Source organism: Mucilaginibacter sp. 3215, assembly GCF_050433785.1.
Taxonomy (GTDB): Bacteria; Bacteroidota; Bacteroidia; order Sphingobacteriales; family Sphingobacteriaceae; genus Mucilaginibacter.
In genome coordinates, this window is sequence record NZ_JBNPWO010000015.1 from 129892 (window position 1) to 147625 (window position 17734).

A 17734-nucleotide genomic window follows, 5' to 3' on the forward strand; every position below is an offset into this window, starting at 1 on the left:
ACTCAAATATGAAACATTATTTTGAGCAATATAATCCTTCCCGGCAAGGTGTACGAACTGGCAGTTAATGTATTGGCTGATAAGTAAAGCGTGTTGTAAGTTTTTACGTTCAGAAAATTAGCGGCGCTCAGCTCCAGGTCGGCCTTCCATTTTTCGACCCTGAATTTTGCCGAAACATCTGCAAAAAAGTATTTGAGATCAGGATTGCCTTGCTGGCGGGTGAAGTAATGTTCGCCTGATAATTTGAACTGCAAATAGGTTACAGGGTTATAGTTTACCGATGCTTGCTGAAGCAGCTGGTTAATATGATAAGCCGATGCCTCCGCTGCAGAATGACTTTGGATTTGGGTAAATATAACTTTATAGCTAAAGTTTACCTGCTCATTCACTTTGGTATCTGCACCGGCATTGATGGTTCTGGAAATGGTATTGAAAGGCAACAGCACATTATTCTGGATCTGCACCGACTTATTACTTTGCCATTGTACCCCTCCGCTGAAAGTGGTTTTTAATGCAAAGGAATATTTGCTGACAGTGCCGTTTACCGTCCATGAATCGGTACTGTTGGAATATGGCAGCACTACACGCTGCCGCAGGGTGTTGGTAATTACTTCCGAAGCAATATTATTGGACGCGATATGGTTATAAACAATGTTCAGGCTGGCGAACAAAAGGGTGAGCGCTTTGCGGTAGTTAAACCCAAGGGCTGCCAACTGGTTCTGCCGTTCGGTAAGGCTGGCATTATTGGCATAAAGGGTCCGGTAATCCTTCAGGATATAGCCCTGGTACATATCTTCTATGGTACCGGCCTCGTTGCGGTAGCTGTAAAGCAAATTCAGGTAGTTCTCCATCCCGGTTTGATATTTTACTTTTAATTGCGGGTTGAAATATAACCTTGTTAAACACTTGCGCAGCGCATACAGGCTGTCCGAATAATTGATCTGTTGCAGGCTTAACGGCAAGTTGAGGTTCACTTTGAGGATACTGCCTGGCAGATCATAAGCCGCTTCGGCATACAGTTTTTTCCTGGTCCAGTTTAAGTGGTTGATGGAACTGTCTGATTCAAGGTTAACCGTGTTATCTGCCTGTACAACGTTTAGATCGGAGTTTAACTTTTGTGATTGGACACTGAACCCTGTTCTGAAACTTTGGGTGATAAGGTTCGACGGTATTTTGAAAGAAATATAGTTATTGGTATACCACGCGGGCACATTTACATTTTGCACCAACTGTGCATAAGGTACATTATTGTTGAATATTGGATTGTTATAGTCCGGCCCAATTGTCCTGCTCTCGGGCTCAGTCGAATGACTGATATAGGAGTAAGCCTGGATAATATTGTTGGATCTTAAGGATTTGATCAGGTTAAATTCATTAGAAAAATTCAGCGCGTTATCTTTAAATACCTGGTTTACCATGCTGCCGTTTGTATTCAGGTCTGAGTAATTGGTGGACCGGTTGTTATCCATCAGCAACACATCGTTCAGGTAATATTTATCCTGGTTAATGTTCAGCGTAAACTGGGTATGCAATATGTCGGGGCGGAAGCGGTTACGTTGCGTTTCATTATAGCGTACCGTATCGCCGGGTAAAAAGATGGTGGTGTGCTGGCTGTAGTCCTGCCGCCGGGTATCGCGCAAATAGTAAGCATTGATCTTCATCTGCACATTCTTTTTAAAATTGACCAGGTTATTGAGATTGAGAATTCCCGAGCGATTGAACAGATATCGGTTACGCGACAAAGCCGGGTCATTCACCGAACCAAGCGATAACATGGTGGCCGGCACATCGTTATCGATCCGCTGCATATAATCGGCAAAATTGTGCGATACCAGGTCCTGCTGCAGGTCGTTACCTGTGTTATTGCCTTTAAGGTAATTAATGGCCTTGTACTTATCCTTAAACATCATGGCGTTCAAATCCACATCATAATTGCCAGGAAGGCCAGCGCCGATGCTCTCCTGCCCAACCATCTGTAATTTAGCGCCTTTTTTGAAGCTGAGGTTGAGCGCCACATCATCGCTCGTTACTTTATTTTGGAGCACTTTAACGGGCTGGTGGTTCTGGATCACCTGCACCTGATCTACCGCACCTTGGGGAATGGTAGTGGTAGCGATATTATATTTATCGTCCAGCAGGTTATCACCACCGATGTACAGGTTGGAGATCGGCTTATTGTTATAGCTGATCCTGCCGTCAGCGGCAACCGTTATACCCGGCAGTTTTTTGATCACATCGCCAATAACCCTGTCCTGTACGCTGCTGAAATCAGATACTTTATAACTTAGGGTATCGCCGTTAGTCCGCAGCACCGGCCGGCTGCTTTTAATCACTACGGCCTGTAACTGGTTGATGGAAACAGATAAAGTAAAATCAACAGGCGCCTGCAAATCCGTAATGCCCCTGCTCTGATTTTTATAGCCTATACAACGCACCTCGACCAGCAGGCCGCTCACCGGTGTATTGGCCGGGAGCGGCAAAATGTAGGTGCCTTTGGTATCGGTAATGGTATAGTTTATAATGTTATTAGTGGCCGTGTTTTTGAGGTTAATAGTGGCATAAGGCACCGGTTTCCCGGTGCTGTCTTTTACTGTCCCCTTAATACTTTGACCAAAGCCGGGAGCCGAAAATAGTAACCCTATAACCAGCAACCATACTGATTTTATAATCCGGCTCATTTCTTTTCAGGCAATTCTATCGGGTTGTTGATCACCGGCTGCGGTCCGATCCTGATATCGATTTTTGGGGCTGGCCTGCCCTGGCTTGCCGCCTGTGTAGCCACCATTGACTGGGCAAAGGCATTCGGATCTTTACGCATGGCCTCCTGCAATTTGGAAAACTCCTTTTCGGTAGTTTTAATGGCATTGGTGGGGAGCTGAATGATATTTGGATCGCCAACCTGATCGTCCATGCCTATTATCACGGCCATCCGTCCCTGGTTATCCGGGGCCGGGCCGGTTGGCTGATCATCACCCTTTTGGGGAGATATGACCGCTTTTTCAATCCCGTCAAACTTAAAATAGACTTCTTTTTTGGTATCATAAGCTTCCACAATCACTCCCGGCAGTCCATTAAGTTTCCAGGGGCCTATATGCAGCAGCAAATCAGGACTGAACCAGGCCGTATAGTCCCTTCCCTTGAAATGGCCGGTTGCTTTTTGGCAATTCAAGCCACCAAACGTTGCTGTATCTCCACTTATTTTCCACTCGATGGCTGGCAGGGCATCTGTTATGAGATAGCTATTGAACAGCAGCGGTTCTTTCCTTGCCAGTTTTTTACCGTTCGGAAACTGGTAATAGTCTGTACCCGAGCCCGATGATCTCCGCTGGATGTTTACATGTCCGTCGGGTGAGTTGGCTACCTGTTCCTGTACCTGCTTTTTAAATAGCGCATCCTGCAACTGCTTGTCATAACTTTTATAAACCCCGGCATTTTTACCTACAATCAAAACCATGTTCTCGGTGTAGGGGTGTTCTCGGTTGGTGGTATCCCTGATGTGGGAAAACTTGTAGTGTACCAGCACTTGTGCGGTATCCGGTTTTTGTGCCCGGGCCATAATGGTGCATGATAAAAGGGCTGTGCACAATAAAAATCGCTTTTTCATAATTTGGATATTTTTAAGCAATAGTACTTTGCCCTTTAAATCCACCAAAAACTTTGGTATGAACAGCGTCATCATTTCTGCATAGAATGGATATTTGTTATTTGAGCTTCTGCCGAAAACAAATTGCCGGTGGCCTTAAGCCCGGATTTCAAAAACTGCCCGTTTAGCCGGCAAATCGCTATATTAACATCAATAATTTATGAATAAGCCGGGCTTAATATACTTTTGAAGAATGCACCGTATCAAGGTCAAACATATCATCGAGATACTGATCCACCTGGCGTTCTGGATAGGGGTGTACTATACCCTGAATTCGCTAACCAGCTCAACGGTCAAGATCCGGGTAAACCACAACGGAAAAATCATGGAAAGGAGTGAGGTGGACACCATTTTTCCGTATTCCCGCTTTACACTCGCGTTTCTGGCCCTGCTGTTTTACGGCAATATATTTTGGATCTTTAAAAAGGCGCTTCGGTATAAAAGCGTATTTGCGGGCATCGCTATAGCCGCCGGCTGGTTTATATTGGTCTTTTTGGCCAATTATATTTTGGTTGGATCTAAATTGAGCAATAGCCTGCCCATGGGGCCTCCGCCTCCTGGTTTTGCAGCAGGCAAGGATGGCCTTAATCACCTGATACCAAATCATAGCGCATTTTTTGCAATAGGGAACTGGGTGCACATGCAGCTCACTATGCTGCTTATTTTTTTAACCGCAGCCGGGCTTTCAATAGCCTATTTCTTTTTGAAAGAATGGGCCCGAACTGAACTGGTACGCAATCAGCTGGAGGCTTATCAACTGAGTACCGAGATCAAATTCCTTAAATCGCAGATCAATCCGCATTTCCTGTTTAATACCCTCAATAACCTGTTTTCGATGGCACAGGAAAAGGGGAATGATGAGCTTGCCGACGGCATCTCCAAACTTTCGGGCATGATGCGCTACATGATCTATGACAGCAATGCCGGTGGTGTGCCGCTAAATAAAGAAATAGCATACCTGGAAGACTGTATTACCCTGAATAAGCTGCGTTATGCAGATGATGAGGTAAAAGTGATATTTGATCACCCTGCGCAGACGGGAACTGTCGTCGTCGCTCCGATGCTATTTATCCCTTTTGTTGAAAATGCCTTTAAGCACGGCGTTTCTATTGGGCAAACATCCGGGATAGATATTGCCATTGTTCTTTCAGATCATAAGCTGACCTTTACCTGTATCAACACTAAATATAGCGCCATCAAAAAAATGGAAGACGAGAAAAGCGGCATCGGGCTCGGGAATGTAAAGCGACGGCTCGATCTTTTGTATCCTGGCAAACATGACCTGCAGATCAATGAAGACCGGGGGAAATATATTGTTAAACTCGAAATTGACCTGGAATGATAACCTGCATTGCCATTGATGATGAGCCTAAGGCGCTTGAAGTGATAGAGCGCTATTGTCTTAAAACCAGCCTGGTTGATTTGAAAGCCACCTTTCGCGAACCGGTGAAGGCCATCGAATTCCTGAACCGCGAAAAGGTAGACCTTATTTTTCTGGATATTAATATGCCTGATATCAGCGGAATGCAGTTGGTGCAAACCTTGTCGCCCAGGCCAATGATCATTTTTACTACCGCTTATAGTCACTATGCGGTAGAAAGCTACGACCTGAACGCCCTCGATTACCTGTTGAAACCTATCACCTTCGAGCGCTTTCTTGCGGCCATAAATAAAGCCGCAGCGGCACTATCTTCAAAAAATGGGGCAAACAAAGAGGATGAGCCCACCATTTTTATCAAAAGCGGCCCGCAAACTTACCAGGTTAAAGTAGATGAGATCTTGTACCTGGAAAAAGACGGTAATTATATCACCATTCACCTTAAAGACAGAAACATCCTGGTGCGCGAAAACATGGGCGATATTTTTGACCTCGTACCCGCAACGGATTTTTTAAGGGTGCATAAATCGTATGTGGTAGCTATCAAACATATTACCATGATCGAAGTACATCAGCTTATTATTAACGGCGAAAAAATCCCGATAGGCAGCACTTACCGGGATCTTCTGCGCAGCAGGCTGGGGTTAAAATAATGCCCCCCATGTAAAATACGACGGCATTTACTTCAGGAGATATAAGGTTTAATGTTTAGAAATTTCTGACTTTAATGGTTGCTTGACACCACTAAATATAAACTGGTTTTTTGAAAGAATAATAAAGAATGTTTTACAAACGGCATTTTAATCGTTTCTTAAACTTTTTACCGGATTTGAGGAAGCCGCCCTGATTGTTTGAAAAGCTGATGTTAAAAATGCGGCAAACAACAATCCAATTCCACTAAGAACAAATATCCACCAGCTTATTGCCGTGCGGTCTGCATAGCTTTGTAACCATTTATTCATTGCGAACCAGGCAAATGGCATAACCAACATAAAAGATAAAATAATTAATCCGGCTATCTCTGACGACAATAGCTTTACTATTTGTATTACCGACGCGCCAAGTACCTTTCGGATACCAATTTCCCGTGTGCGCCTGTTGGTATTAAAAATGGTTAGCCCAAGTAAGCCCAAACAACTGATTAATATAGAAAGTCCTGTTGCCCAGCCAAGTAATTTCGATGTGCGCTGTTCGCTATCATAAAAACGGGCTACCTCTTCATCAAAAAAATGATAATCAAATTCAATATCTGGATAAACCTCCGTCCAGGCTTTTCTCATTCTGCCGATGGCATTGCTCCAATCATTATTTCCGGTGGTTTGAGGTTTTAGCAAGATATGGAAAAACCGATCATTAAACCGGTAATGCGGGGTTTGTATAGACATGGGCATGATTGGGTCCCGCAGTGATTTCTGATAAAAATCAGCAACTACGCCAACTATCATCCTCTTATTGCCCTCATAATCAAAAGATGCCCCAACAGCATCCGCGGGGTTCTGAAAACCTATCATATGGGTATATTTTTCATTTACCAGTACGGCAGTCAGTGAATCTGCCGGATGCAGGTTACGGCCGGCTAATAATTTTATGCGGTAAACTTTAAGGTAGTTCTCGTCGCCGTTTCGTTGTTGCAGGGTTGCTTTAACTTCTTTTTTTCCGTCGTTATAAGTTACTTCCCATACTCCGATCTTTTCATCAGCAGGCGGCTCGCTTCCGATACTCATTAAGTCGATTTGGGGGATCTGACTTATTTTGTCTTTAAATAACTGTTGTTTGTTGGTGTTTATCGTATTAAGAGGAGTACTTATGTTGATGATCCCATCTTTACTGAAGCCCATATCTTTATGCAGCGCATAAAAAACCTGTTTATTAACCAACAGCGTTGTCATGATGAAAAATTGGGCGATTATAAACTGCGTAACTGACAGCGATTTTCTAAGCAACGTTCCGCTGCTCTTGCCTGTATCTTTGTTCGGCAGGTTATGTAATACATATACCGGCCGGTACCCGGAAAGGATAATTGCGGGGTACAATCCGGCCAGTAGGGTTACTGTTATTAGGAGTGTGAATAAAAACAGCAACAGGTTGCTATCAAAATAATTAACAGATACGCCCGGGGGGATAAAATCTGCAAAGAATTTCAATATCACCGGCGTCAGTACCATGGCTATGCAGATGGCAACAAGTGTGATAACCAAAGTTTCGCTCAAAAACTGTACAATTAGCTGCCATCTGCTGCTACCCATAGTTTTACGGATCCCAATTTCCTTGGCCCGCTGTGCAGCCTGCGCTGTTGAAAGATTAATAAAATTGATGGACCCAAGCAATAACAGAAATCCGGCAACAATGAGTAAACTATATAGCGTAGTCTTGTTTGCCCGCCTCCCTTTTTCAAAATTGGCATATACAGGGTCGAAATGCAGGTCGCGGAATGATTGTAAATGTTCAGTCTGGCCGTCTCCAGGCCTTAATTCTTTATTGTATTTTTTCAGCAACCCATTGATCCGCTCTTCTATGTCAGCGGCATTCGCATGTTTATCAATCTTAATGAATAATTGCCACACCACACCCGGCCACTCGGTTAAACGGGTCATGTTTTTCAAATTGGCATTATGCAGGCAGGTTGGATAGGATATAAAATCCTTAAAATAAAAATCGGTATTTTGAGCGGGAGTTTGAACTATGCCAGAAACGGTTGTTTTGATCCTGTCATAAATGACCGTTTTGCCCAGCAATTGGTTGTAAGGGGCATTGGGGAAATATTTCCTGGCCTGATCAGAGGTAAGTACCACCTGGTATGGCTCTCTAAGCGCTGTAGCTGGCGAACCTGCCAGCCATTTGTAATTAAACAGATTAAAATATTCATCATCAGCCAGCACAATACTGCTTTCACCTCTGAATTTAACCGGATTTGATGTTTCATCGGGGACCTGTACATCAGTGTTTTTTATTTCTAAAAAGCGAGTGGCAGTTTTTATACCAGTTGCTTCTGCTTTTACTACTGCGGGAAGCGGGCCATTTACCATGCCCAATTTGGCTACTACCTTATCCATGTATGAAAAGTCCGTTACGACCCTGTAAATCCTGTCACTATCGTTGTGAAACCTATCGAAACTGAGATCAAAACTTACGATAACATAAATAGCCAGGGCCGCACTGACACCAATAGCCAATCCCACTATATTTACGAAAGTAAAAAAACGGTGCGCCCGGAAATTGCGAAGCGCTGCTTTAAAATAGTTTTTGATCATGGCTATATTGATATGTGAGGTTGATGTTAAGGTTTAGCGGCTGCGTTTCGCATAGGGTTTAATTAGATTCTTTATGCGATCAATTTAAAGAATTTAATTTGTTAAAAGTAAATAATTCAACATATTATATTGAACCAAATCCATTTAATATCTTTGTTAGCCTGCCAACCTGAACCACTTAATCATTCACTCCTCAAACTCTTCACCGGATTAGCTTTCGCCGCTTTTATTGCCTGGAAACTTATGGTTGCAAGTGCAATAACAATTGCTGCCATTCCACCCGCCGCAAATAGCCACCAACTGATATTGATGCGGTAAACATAAGCTTGCAGCCACTGGTGCATGTAATACCATGCAATGGGGGTAGCGATGGCAAAGGCGATAGCAATGAGTATGATAAACTCTTTCGAAAACAAATAAACGATGCTGCCTGACGTAGCGCCAAGTACTTTGCGGATGCCGACTTCTTTTATCCGTTGTACAGCCATGAACGAGGCTAAACCATACAAGCCCAGGCAGCTTAGAAGTATCGCGATAGCGGCAAAAATTTTATACAATTGGGCTAACTGATTTTCCTGTTTGTAAAAACTTGCAATCTTATCATCTAAAAATCGGTATTCATAAACAAAATTGGGAAATGTTTTTTCAAATACTTGTTTAACAGATTGCATCGTCGAAAAAACATTTGTGGTTTTAAGCTTTATACCGGCCTGATTATACATGGTGATGTTTGTGGCGATAAGCAATGGTGCAAGGCTGTGACGGAAAGACCTGTCATTAAAATCTTTTAACACGCCAACAACCGGGCATTTTATTACACCATCCCATATGCTGATTTCCTTGTTCAATATATCCCCGGGGTTTTTAAGCCCTAAACTTTTTACAAGCGATTCGTTTACCAAAAACTCCCGGGTTAAAGGAGAGGGCTGAAGGTTTCTTCCTGCTATCAACTTTAGTTTGTAGGTGGGTACGTAGCCTTCGTCGGCAAATTTGGTAATCGCCTTGAAACCTGTTTCTTTTGTTGCATGGTCAAACCTGACTGCGCTCCACGTATCATTACCGTTTTCAATCGGGGTGTTCGAACTGTAGCATACCGCTTGTACGCCATTTATGGATAATAACTGGTTCCTCAAATAACTCAGCCTGCTCATTCGAAGACTATCTACCCGGAACGGAATATTAACAATTGTCTCTTTATCGAAGCCTAAAGGCTGATCCATAAAATAGTTCATTTGCTTTACAATAACGAGTGTTCCTATGATCAATGCCTGCGCAATGATGAATTGAAACACCACCAGGCCCCTTCTTAATGAAATTCCCTTTGCCGGATCTGTTGTGAGTTTACTTTTTAACGCATTAACAGGATTGAAACGCGATAAAACAATAGAAGGATAAAAACCCGCTAATGCAGTTACTACAACTGCTACAGCCAGGAGGAATAAAATAATTGAAGGATTGCTTAATATGTTGAATGAAAGCGACAATTCTAACAACCGGCTTATATAAGGTAATGCAAGTATGGTAATAGCAACTGCAAGTAATACAGCGCTTGCCACGATCAAAAATGTTTCGACAATGAACTGGAGTTGCAATTGCGATTTATTGCTCCCCAAAACCTTTCTGACACCAACCTCTTTTGCCCGGTTAACAGCCTGCGCGGTAGAAAGGTTGATAAAGTTTACACAAGCAATTAGCAGGATGAACGCGGCAATTAGCCACAATACATTGAGCAACTGATGACTGGCTGTTTGGTTGCTGTAGTTGCCTGTTTGTGAATCATAATGAACAGCATTTAATGCTTGAATAATATGACTGTCCTTGTTATCAGAAGATTGTACCTTTTGTGAATATGCTCTCAGCTGCTGATTAAAATTGTCGGCAGTAAGGTTCTTGGGTAACAAAATATAGCAGCCAAAATCAGTTACCGTTCTGTTCCAATCTGTAGATTTTGCTAAATAGTCTCCTGTAAACCCTGTACCAAAGCTAACAACAAGTTTGAGCTGAAAGTCGGAATTTGGGGGAATGGTAGCCAGGATCCCCGACACTTTTAATACGTCCGTGCCATGCTCAAACATAAAGCCGCCCATTTGCAATTTGATGGTTTTACCTATTGCCGATTTCCAGTCGCCAAAATACTTTTCAGCAACCTCTTTGGTAAGCAGTACGTTGTCAGGGTCTTTTAATGAAGCGTACGAGCCGGCAAGCAGCGGGAAGTTGAAAATTTTAAAGAATGATGGATTGGTGTAAAACAGGCCCCTTTGTTCCTTAAACATTTTTATCGTAGCCCCGTTTTCGTCGGGAATAATCAACTGGTCATTCTGGCTTGCAAAAATTGGGGCAATCTGTTCTATTTGGGGGAAAGCCGTTTTTAATCCTAAAGGCAACGGAAAGGGGATATCTTTGCCATAGGTAATATCACCGGTTTCTGCGTGATGGTATTCGGTTAGCACACGATAGGCACGATCTTTCTTTGGGTGAAAACTATCGAAGCTCGTTTGAAACTGTATAATGATAAAGATCACCATACAAACAGCAATACCTACGGCCAGGCCGGTAATGTTAATGGCGGCATAGCTTTTATTGCGTGTTAAATTACGCCAGGCGATTTTGAAATAATTTTTAAACATAAAGTTGCGGTTTGTTTTATCACGAGACCATTTAGGAGTGGTTTCATGATTCAAAACTACCGGCGCAAATTGGGCATCACTTCTCAACTTATAAGTTGGGTACTCTTTTTTTAAGTCATTTTTATATTCCTGCGGGCTTTTCCCGGTCACCTGCTTGAAAATGCGGCTGAAGGTACTTTGGGAGTTAAATCCCGATTCAAACGCTATCCCTAAAAGGGTGATATGATCATTAGCAGGATCCTGCATTTTTCGGGCGGCAGCCTGTACCCGGTATTCGTTAATAAAATCATTGAAGCTTTTTTTGAGCACAGTATTGATGATCCGTGATAACTCATGGGTATGCATACCGAGCTTTTCGGCGAGGGAGCTTAAACTCAATTCAGGATCCTGGTAGTAATTATTTTCTTTAACAACCCGCTTTAACCAGGCGCCTTTTTGCTTCAGCTCCGCTGGTAGTAATGGTTTAAAAACCGGTAAGCTATCTGCCTGTGCGGTAATTTCCGGCCTTAAAAATGCTCTTGCCGCCATCCAGATAAGCATGGATATTAGCAGGAAATACAAAGGGTAGTAGGCCTGTATGCCCAATTGGTAATCATAATAAAAATAGTCGGCAGCTATAAAAGGGATCCACAAAAGCCATAACAACCCGAAGCCTGTCAGTAGGTTATTTATCCATTTTAACTCGTGCCGGTACCGGTCGCCTCCGTTAAATTTTAGCTCCTGGTAAAAGTTTTCGATCAGCTTGCGGCACCGGTATAGATAAATAATTATCGAGATAAATGCTAATAGTAGTAATACAGGGTTTATTCGTTGAAATATCAGCGTATCGTAAGTAGCCCGGCCCGTTTTTATACTTTCCAGCACTTCTAAAGCCCAGGCGCTTAGTTCGACTAACAAGGGGCTGAAATGCGGCAGGTCCCTGCGGGTGAATTTATACTCCGGCCGGGTTATTTTAAGTACATAAAAGAAAATGAGCGGGCCAAATGCCAGCGAAAAGTGCAGCGGCAGCCGGGCCCAGTTGGGAATATAGGTTGACAGCCCGATATCGGTGCCCAGGATCCGGAATATCCACAAAGCGGCAATAGCCAGTGCGACCGCCAAAAAACGGTTTGCCGGCTGGTTTGTTTTCCTGGTGAACCATAAAAGCAGGATAAAAGTGAGGCCGATAAACAGCATCCCAAAAAACGCGGCGTCATAAAGGGTGATATGGAACGTATACGGCTTCAAGCAAATGAATGAAGTTAATAACTACTCCAAATTAATAAAATACTAATGGATAATAGGTTAACGGATAAATTAAATCTAAAATACACGGTTCTGCTTTGCAGCGTTTTTTAAATGACTGTATACCCTCGGCTTGTCATAGCATGTGTACAAAAAAGCCGCTTGGTTTGGTAAAGCGGCTTAGTAGTTATCTAATACAAATACTTCAGGGTATTGCCAGATATGTTCCAAAAAGAATTAATCCCAAATACCGTTCTGCGCTGTGAATATCACGGCCTCACTGCCGGTTACCATAATGGTGTGCTCGTGCTGTGCAACAAAACCGCCTTTATTACCAATTAATGTCCAGCCATCGGCTTGAGTATCGGCAATTGTCGACCGTGTTGAGATGAATGTCTCTATCGCCACCACCGAATTCTTTTTAAAGCGCGCAGTGTTATATCGGTCGCAGAAGTTGGCAACTTCATGCGGCTCTTCGTGCAAGCTGCGGCCAACACCATGCCCGGTCAGGTTTTTTATTACCGTGTAGCCGGCTTTTTTGGCTTCAGTTTCAATTAACCTGCCGATCTCCGAAATCCTGACACCGCCTTTGATGTTTTTGATCGCTTTTTTTAAGATCTCTTTCGAGGCCTCCACCAATTTGCCATAGCCGTGGATATCCTGCCCTAAAACGAAGGAGCCGCCGTTATCGGCCCAGTAACCATTTAGCTCCGCCGATACATCAATATTTACGAGGTCGCCTTCTTTAAGGATCTTATCGGCCGAAGGTATGCCGTGCGCTGCTTCCTCATTCACGCTTATACAAGTATGTCCCGGGAAATTGTAGGTTAACAAAGGCGCAGATCTTGCTCCCAGCTGTGCCAGCAATTCGCCGCCGTATTCGTCAAGTTCTTTTGTAGAGATACCCGGTTTTGCGTACTCCCGCATCCTCCTGAGCGTAATCGCTACAGCATCGCTGGCCTGCTGCATCCCAATTTTTTCGTCTTCGGTAGTTATCGACATTCTTAAACTTTTATTTGTTGCAAAATTAACAATTAATGCGGTTGGCAGGGTTTACCAAATGTCAGTTTGTAAGGGTAGGTGCTGTGTTCCCGTTAGTAATTAAAAAAGCCGCTCTACTTTTGTAAAGTGGCTTTGTAGTGTGTTTGGGAAATTCTTCCCTCCAGGGCGAAAAGTTATTTTTTCAACGGGCCGACGTGCCGGTAAGTGTTGATGAGCAAACCTGTGGGCGTACTCTTCGAGTCGACAAAAGCAAGTTCACGGGCGTCAATAGTGTCCGACAATAAGCGTTTACCCCGGCCAAGCAACACCGGGTAGGTGATGAGCACAACCTCGTCAGCCAGTCCCTGGTCAAGCAACACAGAAGTTAGCGTTGAACTTCCAACGACGATCAGGTCGGGGCCATCGGTCGATTTGAGATCGCGAATAGACACGATAATATCCTCGCCCAACCCCTTTACTGGTCCCCATTCCAGGCTGTCGGGCCTGTGGGTTACTATGTATTTTGTTGCGGCATTTATAGCATTTGCCATTGGGAAATCTCCGGCAGTAGGCCAAAAGCCGCTAAATATATCGTAAGTGTGACGGGCAAGCAGCAGGTCGAAGTTTGGTCCGTATGCCTCCAGGAGGGTTGCCGCGCCGGCAGGACTGCGATAGGGTGTTGTCCATGCGCCATAGGTATAATCGCCGTCATGTTCTATCACGCCATCCAGCGAGATATGTTCAAAAATTCTGATTTTTCTCATTTGTTTATAAGTAGTTTATAGGTAAATAAAATTTCTTTTTCCTGCGGTGGTATTTTCAGATTGCATTATAGCGGGCTTTTTTATTGTAAAAAGCCATTCAGAAGATCCAAGATAGTTTTGGTCTGCTGCATTAAGCCCACATGGCTTTGCGCCGGTACAATGGCTAAATGTGATTTTGGCATGGGGGCTAAATCGGCAGCTACGCCACCGCCCAGTAATTGGTATGTTTTTGCCAACTCCACTTTGTCCAGCCCGTCATTATCGCCAGAAATAAGCAACACCGGCGAGGCGATTTTTGCAATATTGGCATCACCCACGTCAAAGGGTACCCCGGCAAAAACAATCATTTGTTCAACAAACTTTCTCCATTTTGTTTTGTCGGGTGCTACTGCATCATATGCAGTTTTTAACGGAGTATTATCAAAAAATTCAGGCTTAAAACCTTTAAAACCACCATTTACCACAGGCAGCCAGCCGTTAGTTTTGTACGTAGATGAAATGATCACTAATTTTCTTACCCGTTTAGGGCTTTTTACTGCCAACTGGTAAGCTATGGAACCGCCCATGCTATACCCGGCAACATCGGCACTATCTATTTTTAGGTAATTCATTACTCCTTCTACATCACTTGCCAGGGTAGCAATGTCTAATTTTCTGTCCGAATATGGTGTATGTCCGTGCCCCTGCATTTCAAGGGCAATTACCTTTCTTGTTTTTGACAGTTCGGGGATTAACTGCGCCCAGTTTAACTCAATGGTATAAAAAGCGCCATGCAGCAAAACGATAGGCTTACCCTCGCCATAAACTTCGTAATAAACTTTTATGCCATTAACCGGTGCATAGCCACTGGCGGCAGGCTTAAGCTGTTGCCCTTTAGATTGGAATACGGTAAAAAAAAGTATAGCAATTATTAATACCGGTTGGATGACATTAGATCCTTTAAATACTCTTTTCATGGAATGTTAGTTTAATTGTTTCGATTTGATTGACAATACAAAGATGGCAGGTATTTTAGGCTTGTGTACTGTGTGAAAACGACAAATTGCAGGGTGGATCGCGACACAAAGATATTGCCGGTGAGTTTTCTTTATATTTAAGCCTATATCAACCGAATGCAGCGGCGCTAAAAGATCCAATTAAAACCGCTATACTTTTCACTTTCGTAAAGTCTTTTCCTGGTTGTAGGGAACTATCTCGAACCTATTGTGTGGCAGTGAGTATGCGGCGCAGGGATGCGGAGTAAAATACTCGTGACTTCTCAGGTAGTTTCCTTTATTTAGTAACTTGTAATCGAAATAGTAGCCTGCAATTTCAACTACTAAAATTTAACCATTAACAGATATCACACCAATGAAACAAAAAGAATTAGCCGAATTAACAAACGACGAATTATTACAGGAAGCAAGGAAGATCAAGTCTGGTAAGCTTATGGATGCCGTGATCTTTGGTTTTTTAATTGGAGTGTCCGTTTATAGCGTTGCCAGAAATGGGTTTGGATTGTTGACCTTTCTTCCATTGGTTTATATTCCGATAGCGGCGAGGAATAGGGTCAGGAATAAGGAAATAGAGAGATTGGTAACCGAGAGGGGCTTGAAATAGATCCTATTTGGCTTGGGTAGCAGCGCTGGGATGCAGCGTAGAGTGCCCGTGGCTTCTTAGTTTTGATAAGTCACGGGTACGCCCACTCGCTGGATTTTGTGTCGCATTCTCATGCCAGCGAGGAGAAGGAGCTTTAAGCTGTTTATAATATCTTGAATATTAAACTGTTGTTCAACATTCGGCGATCCCCGGTAAAATCAATCCCCTTGTTTCAATGATGAAACCTTCTTGCCTTAACTAATCTCCAAACCTTTAAGCTTTCGTTCCCACCCAAAAGATAATCGCAAATAAATTTGCGCAACTCAAAAGTTGCATATATATTTACGCAACTCAAAAGTTGCGCGTTTTAAAATGAAACAAGATCTATTCCAGGCCATAGCCGATCCGACACGCAGAGCGATTTTAACTTTAATTGCTATTAAGGCGTTAACGCCTAATGCAATGGCCGAAAAATTTGATATGACCCGGCAGGCAGTATCGAAACATATTAAAGTACTGCATGAATGCGAACTCATTAAACCAGAGCATTCGGGCAGGGAAATTTATTATCACTTTAATGCAAAGAAAATGCAGGAGTTTGATAATTGGTTGGCCCAATTCAGGCAGAGCTGGGAAACACAGTTTAATCAGCTCGACAAAGTATTATCAACAATTAAACAACAGAAAATATGAACAACGATTTGCTATTTGATTTTACCGTTGATAAAGCAGCGCAAAAGGTATTTATAATCCGGGCGTTTGATGCTGGGCTTGACCTGGTATGGGATGCTTTTACCAAACAGGAAATACTTGACCAATGGGCTGCACCCGCGCCAATGCGCTCCAAAACCAAATACATGAATTTTGAAGTTGGAGGGCGAAGATTTTACGCCATGGTAAGCCCCGACGGGCAAGAACGCTGGCTGTTGCAGAAATACACCTCTATTACGCCCAAAACCAATTTCCAATTATACAATTCTTTTGCCGACAAAGATGAAAATCCCGAATTACCGGGCTCCGAATGGGATTATAATTTCAGCGAACAAGAAGGCATAACCACAGTGAATATTTCCATTTATAACGAATCGCTCGAACGCATGGAGCGCTTAACCGATGGTTTCACTAAAGGAATGATGCTGATGTTGAAAAACCTGGACGATCTGTTTTTAACCTTATCGCAAAAATCATAAGGTAAAATGAATATTAATAACCGAAGAGATAAACAAAAAACATAACAATTTAAAAACTAAAAATTATGAGAGCAATTAATCCCTGGATCAACTTCAATGGCAATGCCCAGGAAGCATTCGATTTTTACAAATCAGTTTTTGGCGGAGAGTTCACCAGGATCATTCGCTTCAAAGATTTGGCTGGCCCTGAATTCCAGGTGGCAGAAAGTGAAGAGGATAAAATAATGTACATCGGTTTACCCCTCGGTAAAAACAATGTGTTGATAGCTAATGATGTTCCGGAATTTATGGGACAGGTAAGCGAAAACGAAAACAGGTCTAAAATATACGCGGGTGCTGAAAGTCGTGAAGAAGCCGACAAAATATTTAACGGCCTATCTGCAGGAGGAGAAGTTGAAGGGCCGATTGGCGACAGTCCCTGGGGTACATACGCCGGTATGTTCAGAGACAAATATGGTATTGAATGGATTGTGGAATTTGATCCGAATTATAAGGGGTAAGTTGAAGAGGAGAAGAAATGTAGGTATGCTGTTGCGCGTTCCGAACTCAAGCAAAGACCGGTTTTAATTCGCCTTTTCGTTCATGGATGTAGTAGCCGTGTTATTAAGGTCCGTAGGAACGGTTGGAGCCCTTTTGCCAACGTTACTAAAAAATAAACAAAGCCGCTCTACTTTCGTAAAGCGGCTTTGTAGCCCGTAGGGGAATCGAACCCCTGTTTGAAGAATGAAAATCTCCTGTCCTAACCCCTAGACGAACGGGCCATTTTATTTTGTTTTCCTTGATTTGAATTACGCAACCCCGGAAAACGCTGGATTAGTAATTTATTAAAAAACCCCAGATCTTTCGATTTGAGGTTTCGTGTCTTGTGGTAGCCCGTAGGGGAATCGAACCCCTGTTTGAAGAATGAAAATCTCCTGTCCTAACCCCTAGACGAACGGGCCTTTTTTATTTTGTTTCCTGTAACTTGCATTACACAATCCCGGAAAACACTGGATTGATAATGTATTAAAAAACCCCAGATCTTTCGATTTGAGGTTTCGTGTCTTGTGGTAGCCCGTAGGGGAATCGAACCCCTGTTTGAAGAATGAAAATCTCCTG

At 43.1% G+C, this 17734-nt stretch carries 13 protein-coding genes and 2 tRNA genes; 6 read left to right on the plus strand and 9 right to left on the minus strand.

The window, feature by feature from the left end:
• Nucleotides 1-2 precede the first annotated feature (2 nt).
• Nucleotides 3-2678: a carboxypeptidase regulatory-like domain-containing protein gene (locus tag ABIC84_RS21205; RefSeq protein WP_429264859.1), complete on the minus strand. Its 2676-nt coding sequence runs from the start codon at nt 2676-2678 to the stop codon at nt 3-5.
• Nucleotides 2675-3604 (minus strand): GLPGLI family protein, encoded by a 930-nt coding sequence (locus ABIC84_RS21210; RefSeq protein WP_429264860.1) that lies wholly within the window; start codon nt 3602-3604, stop codon nt 2675-2677. The genes ABIC84_RS21205 and ABIC84_RS21210 overlap by 4 nt, the downstream gene beginning before the upstream one ends.
• Nucleotides 3605-3836: 232 nt before the next feature.
• Between ABIC84_RS21210 and ABIC84_RS21215 the strand changes: the two genes are divergently transcribed.
• Both ABIC84_RS21215 and ABIC84_RS21220 read left to right on the plus strand, forming a co-directional pair.
• Nucleotides 3837-4985, plus strand: a complete 1149-nt coding sequence (locus ABIC84_RS21215; protein ID WP_429264861.1) for a sensor histidine kinase — start codon at nt 3837-3839, stop codon at nt 4983-4985.
• A complete protein-coding gene (locus ABIC84_RS21220; protein WP_426582959.1) occupies nt 4982-5674 on the plus strand; it encodes a LytR/AlgR family response regulator transcription factor in 693 nt (230 codons plus the stop codon). Before ABIC84_RS21215 ends, ABIC84_RS21220 begins: the two co-directional genes overlap by 4 nt.
• Nucleotides 5675-5821: 147 nt before the next feature.
• On the opposite strand, the gene ABIC84_RS21225 is transcribed toward ABIC84_RS21220, so the two are convergent.
• The 5 genes from ABIC84_RS21225 to ABIC84_RS21245 all read right to left on the minus strand — a co-directional run bounded on the left by ABIC84_RS21225 (nt 5822) and on the right by ABIC84_RS21245 (nt 14824).
• A complete protein-coding gene (locus tag ABIC84_RS21225; RefSeq protein WP_429264862.1) occupies nt 5822-8272 on the minus strand; it encodes an FtsX-like permease family protein in 2451 nt (816 codons plus the stop codon).
• 182 nt (nt 8273-8454) lie between these two features.
• Complete coding sequence (locus ABIC84_RS21230) at nt 8455-12126, minus strand: ABC transporter permease (RefSeq protein ID WP_429264863.1); 3672 nt, start codon at nt 12124-12126, stop codon at nt 8455-8457.
• A 234-nt stretch (nt 12127-12360) separates the two neighbouring features.
• Nucleotides 12361-13125, minus strand: a complete 765-nt coding sequence (gene map, locus ABIC84_RS21235; RefSeq protein ID WP_429264864.1) for a type I methionyl aminopeptidase — start codon at nt 13123-13125, stop codon at nt 12361-12363.
• Nucleotides 13126-13298: 173 nt separating this feature from the next.
• Nucleotides 13299-13868, minus strand: a complete 570-nt coding sequence (locus ABIC84_RS21240) for a dihydrofolate reductase family protein (protein ID WP_429264865.1) — start codon at nt 13866-13868, stop codon at nt 13299-13301.
• A gap of 80 nt (nt 13869-13948) precedes the next feature.
• Entirely contained in the window at nt 13949-14824 is an 876-nt protein-coding gene (locus tag ABIC84_RS21245) for an alpha/beta fold hydrolase (protein ID WP_429264866.1), read from the minus strand.
• A 394-nt stretch (nt 14825-15218) separates the two neighbouring features.
• Here ABIC84_RS21245 and ABIC84_RS21250 point away from each other — a divergent pair, with 394 nt between their 5' ends.
• The 4 genes from ABIC84_RS21250 to ABIC84_RS21265 all read left to right on the plus strand — a co-directional run bounded on the left by ABIC84_RS21250 (nt 15219) and on the right by ABIC84_RS21265 (nt 17136).
• A complete protein-coding gene (locus tag ABIC84_RS21250) occupies nt 15219-15467 on the plus strand; it encodes a hypothetical protein (RefSeq protein ID WP_090533652.1) in 249 nt (82 codons plus the stop codon).
• A 351-nt stretch (nt 15468-15818) separates the two neighbouring features.
• The gene (locus ABIC84_RS21255) at nt 15819-16139 is read left to right on the plus strand and encodes an ArsR/SmtB family transcription factor (protein WP_091173358.1); all 321 of its coding nucleotides are present in this window, start codon (nt 15819-15821) and stop codon (nt 16137-16139) included.
• The gene (locus ABIC84_RS21260) at nt 16136-16636 is read left to right on the plus strand and encodes an SRPBCC family protein (RefSeq protein WP_429264867.1); all 501 of its coding nucleotides are present in this window, start codon (nt 16136-16138) and stop codon (nt 16634-16636) included. The genes ABIC84_RS21255 and ABIC84_RS21260 overlap by 4 nt, the downstream gene beginning before the upstream one ends.
• Nucleotides 16637-16701: 65 nt before the next feature.
• Nucleotides 16702-17136, plus strand: a complete 435-nt coding sequence (locus tag ABIC84_RS21265; RefSeq protein WP_429264868.1) for a VOC family protein — start codon at nt 16702-16704, stop codon at nt 17134-17136.
• Between the two features lie 189 nt (nt 17137-17325).
• Here the strand turns inward: ABIC84_RS21265 and ABIC84_RS21270 are convergent.
• Nucleotides 17326-17397 (minus strand) — tRNA-Glu (locus ABIC84_RS21270).
• A gap of 105 nt (nt 17398-17502) precedes the next feature.
• A tRNA-Glu gene (locus ABIC84_RS21275) sits at nt 17503-17577 on the minus strand.
• Nucleotides 17578-17734: the final 157 nt, after the last annotated feature.

Excerpts from the sequence above, each read along its gene's own strand:
- ABIC84_RS21265 (WP_429264868.1), top strand. The coding sequence starts at position 16,702 with ATGAGAGCAATTAATCCCTGGATCAACTTCAATGGCAATGCCCAGGAA.
- ABIC84_RS21210 (WP_429264860.1), bottom strand. The coding sequence starts at position 3,604 with ATGAAAAAGCGATTTTTATTGTGCACAGCCCTTTTATCATGCACCATT.
- ABIC84_RS21245 (WP_429264866.1), bottom strand. The coding sequence starts at position 14,824 with ATGAAAAGAGTATTTAAAGGATCTAATGTCATCCAACCGGTATTAATA.
- ABIC84_RS21240 (WP_429264865.1), bottom strand. The coding sequence starts at position 13,868 with ATGAGAAAAATCAGAATTTTTGAACATATCTCGCTGGATGGCGTGATA.
- ABIC84_RS21260 (WP_429264867.1), top strand. The coding sequence starts at position 16,136 with ATGAACAACGATTTGCTATTTGATTTTACCGTTGATAAAGCAGCGCAA.
- map (WP_429264864.1), bottom strand. The coding sequence starts at position 13,125 with ATGTCGATAACTACCGAAGACGAAAAAATTGGGATGCAGCAGGCCAGC.
- ABIC84_RS21250 (WP_090533652.1), top strand. The coding sequence starts at position 15,219 with ATGAAACAAAAAGAATTAGCCGAATTAACAAACGACGAATTATTACAG.
- ABIC84_RS21255 (WP_091173358.1), top strand. The coding sequence starts at position 15,819 with ATGAAACAAGATCTATTCCAGGCCATAGCCGATCCGACACGCAGAGCG.
- ABIC84_RS21205 (WP_429264859.1), bottom strand. The coding sequence starts at position 2,678 with ATGAGCCGGATTATAAAATCAGTATGGTTGCTGGTTATAGGGTTACTA.
- ABIC84_RS21220 (WP_426582959.1), top strand. The coding sequence starts at position 4,982 with ATGATAACCTGCATTGCCATTGATGATGAGCCTAAGGCGCTTGAAGTG.
- ABIC84_RS21215 (WP_429264861.1), top strand. The coding sequence starts at position 3,837 with ATGCACCGTATCAAGGTCAAACATATCATCGAGATACTGATCCACCTG.
- ABIC84_RS21225 (WP_429264862.1), bottom strand. The coding sequence starts at position 8,272 with ATGATCAAAAACTATTTTAAAGCAGCGCTTCGCAATTTCCGGGCGCAC.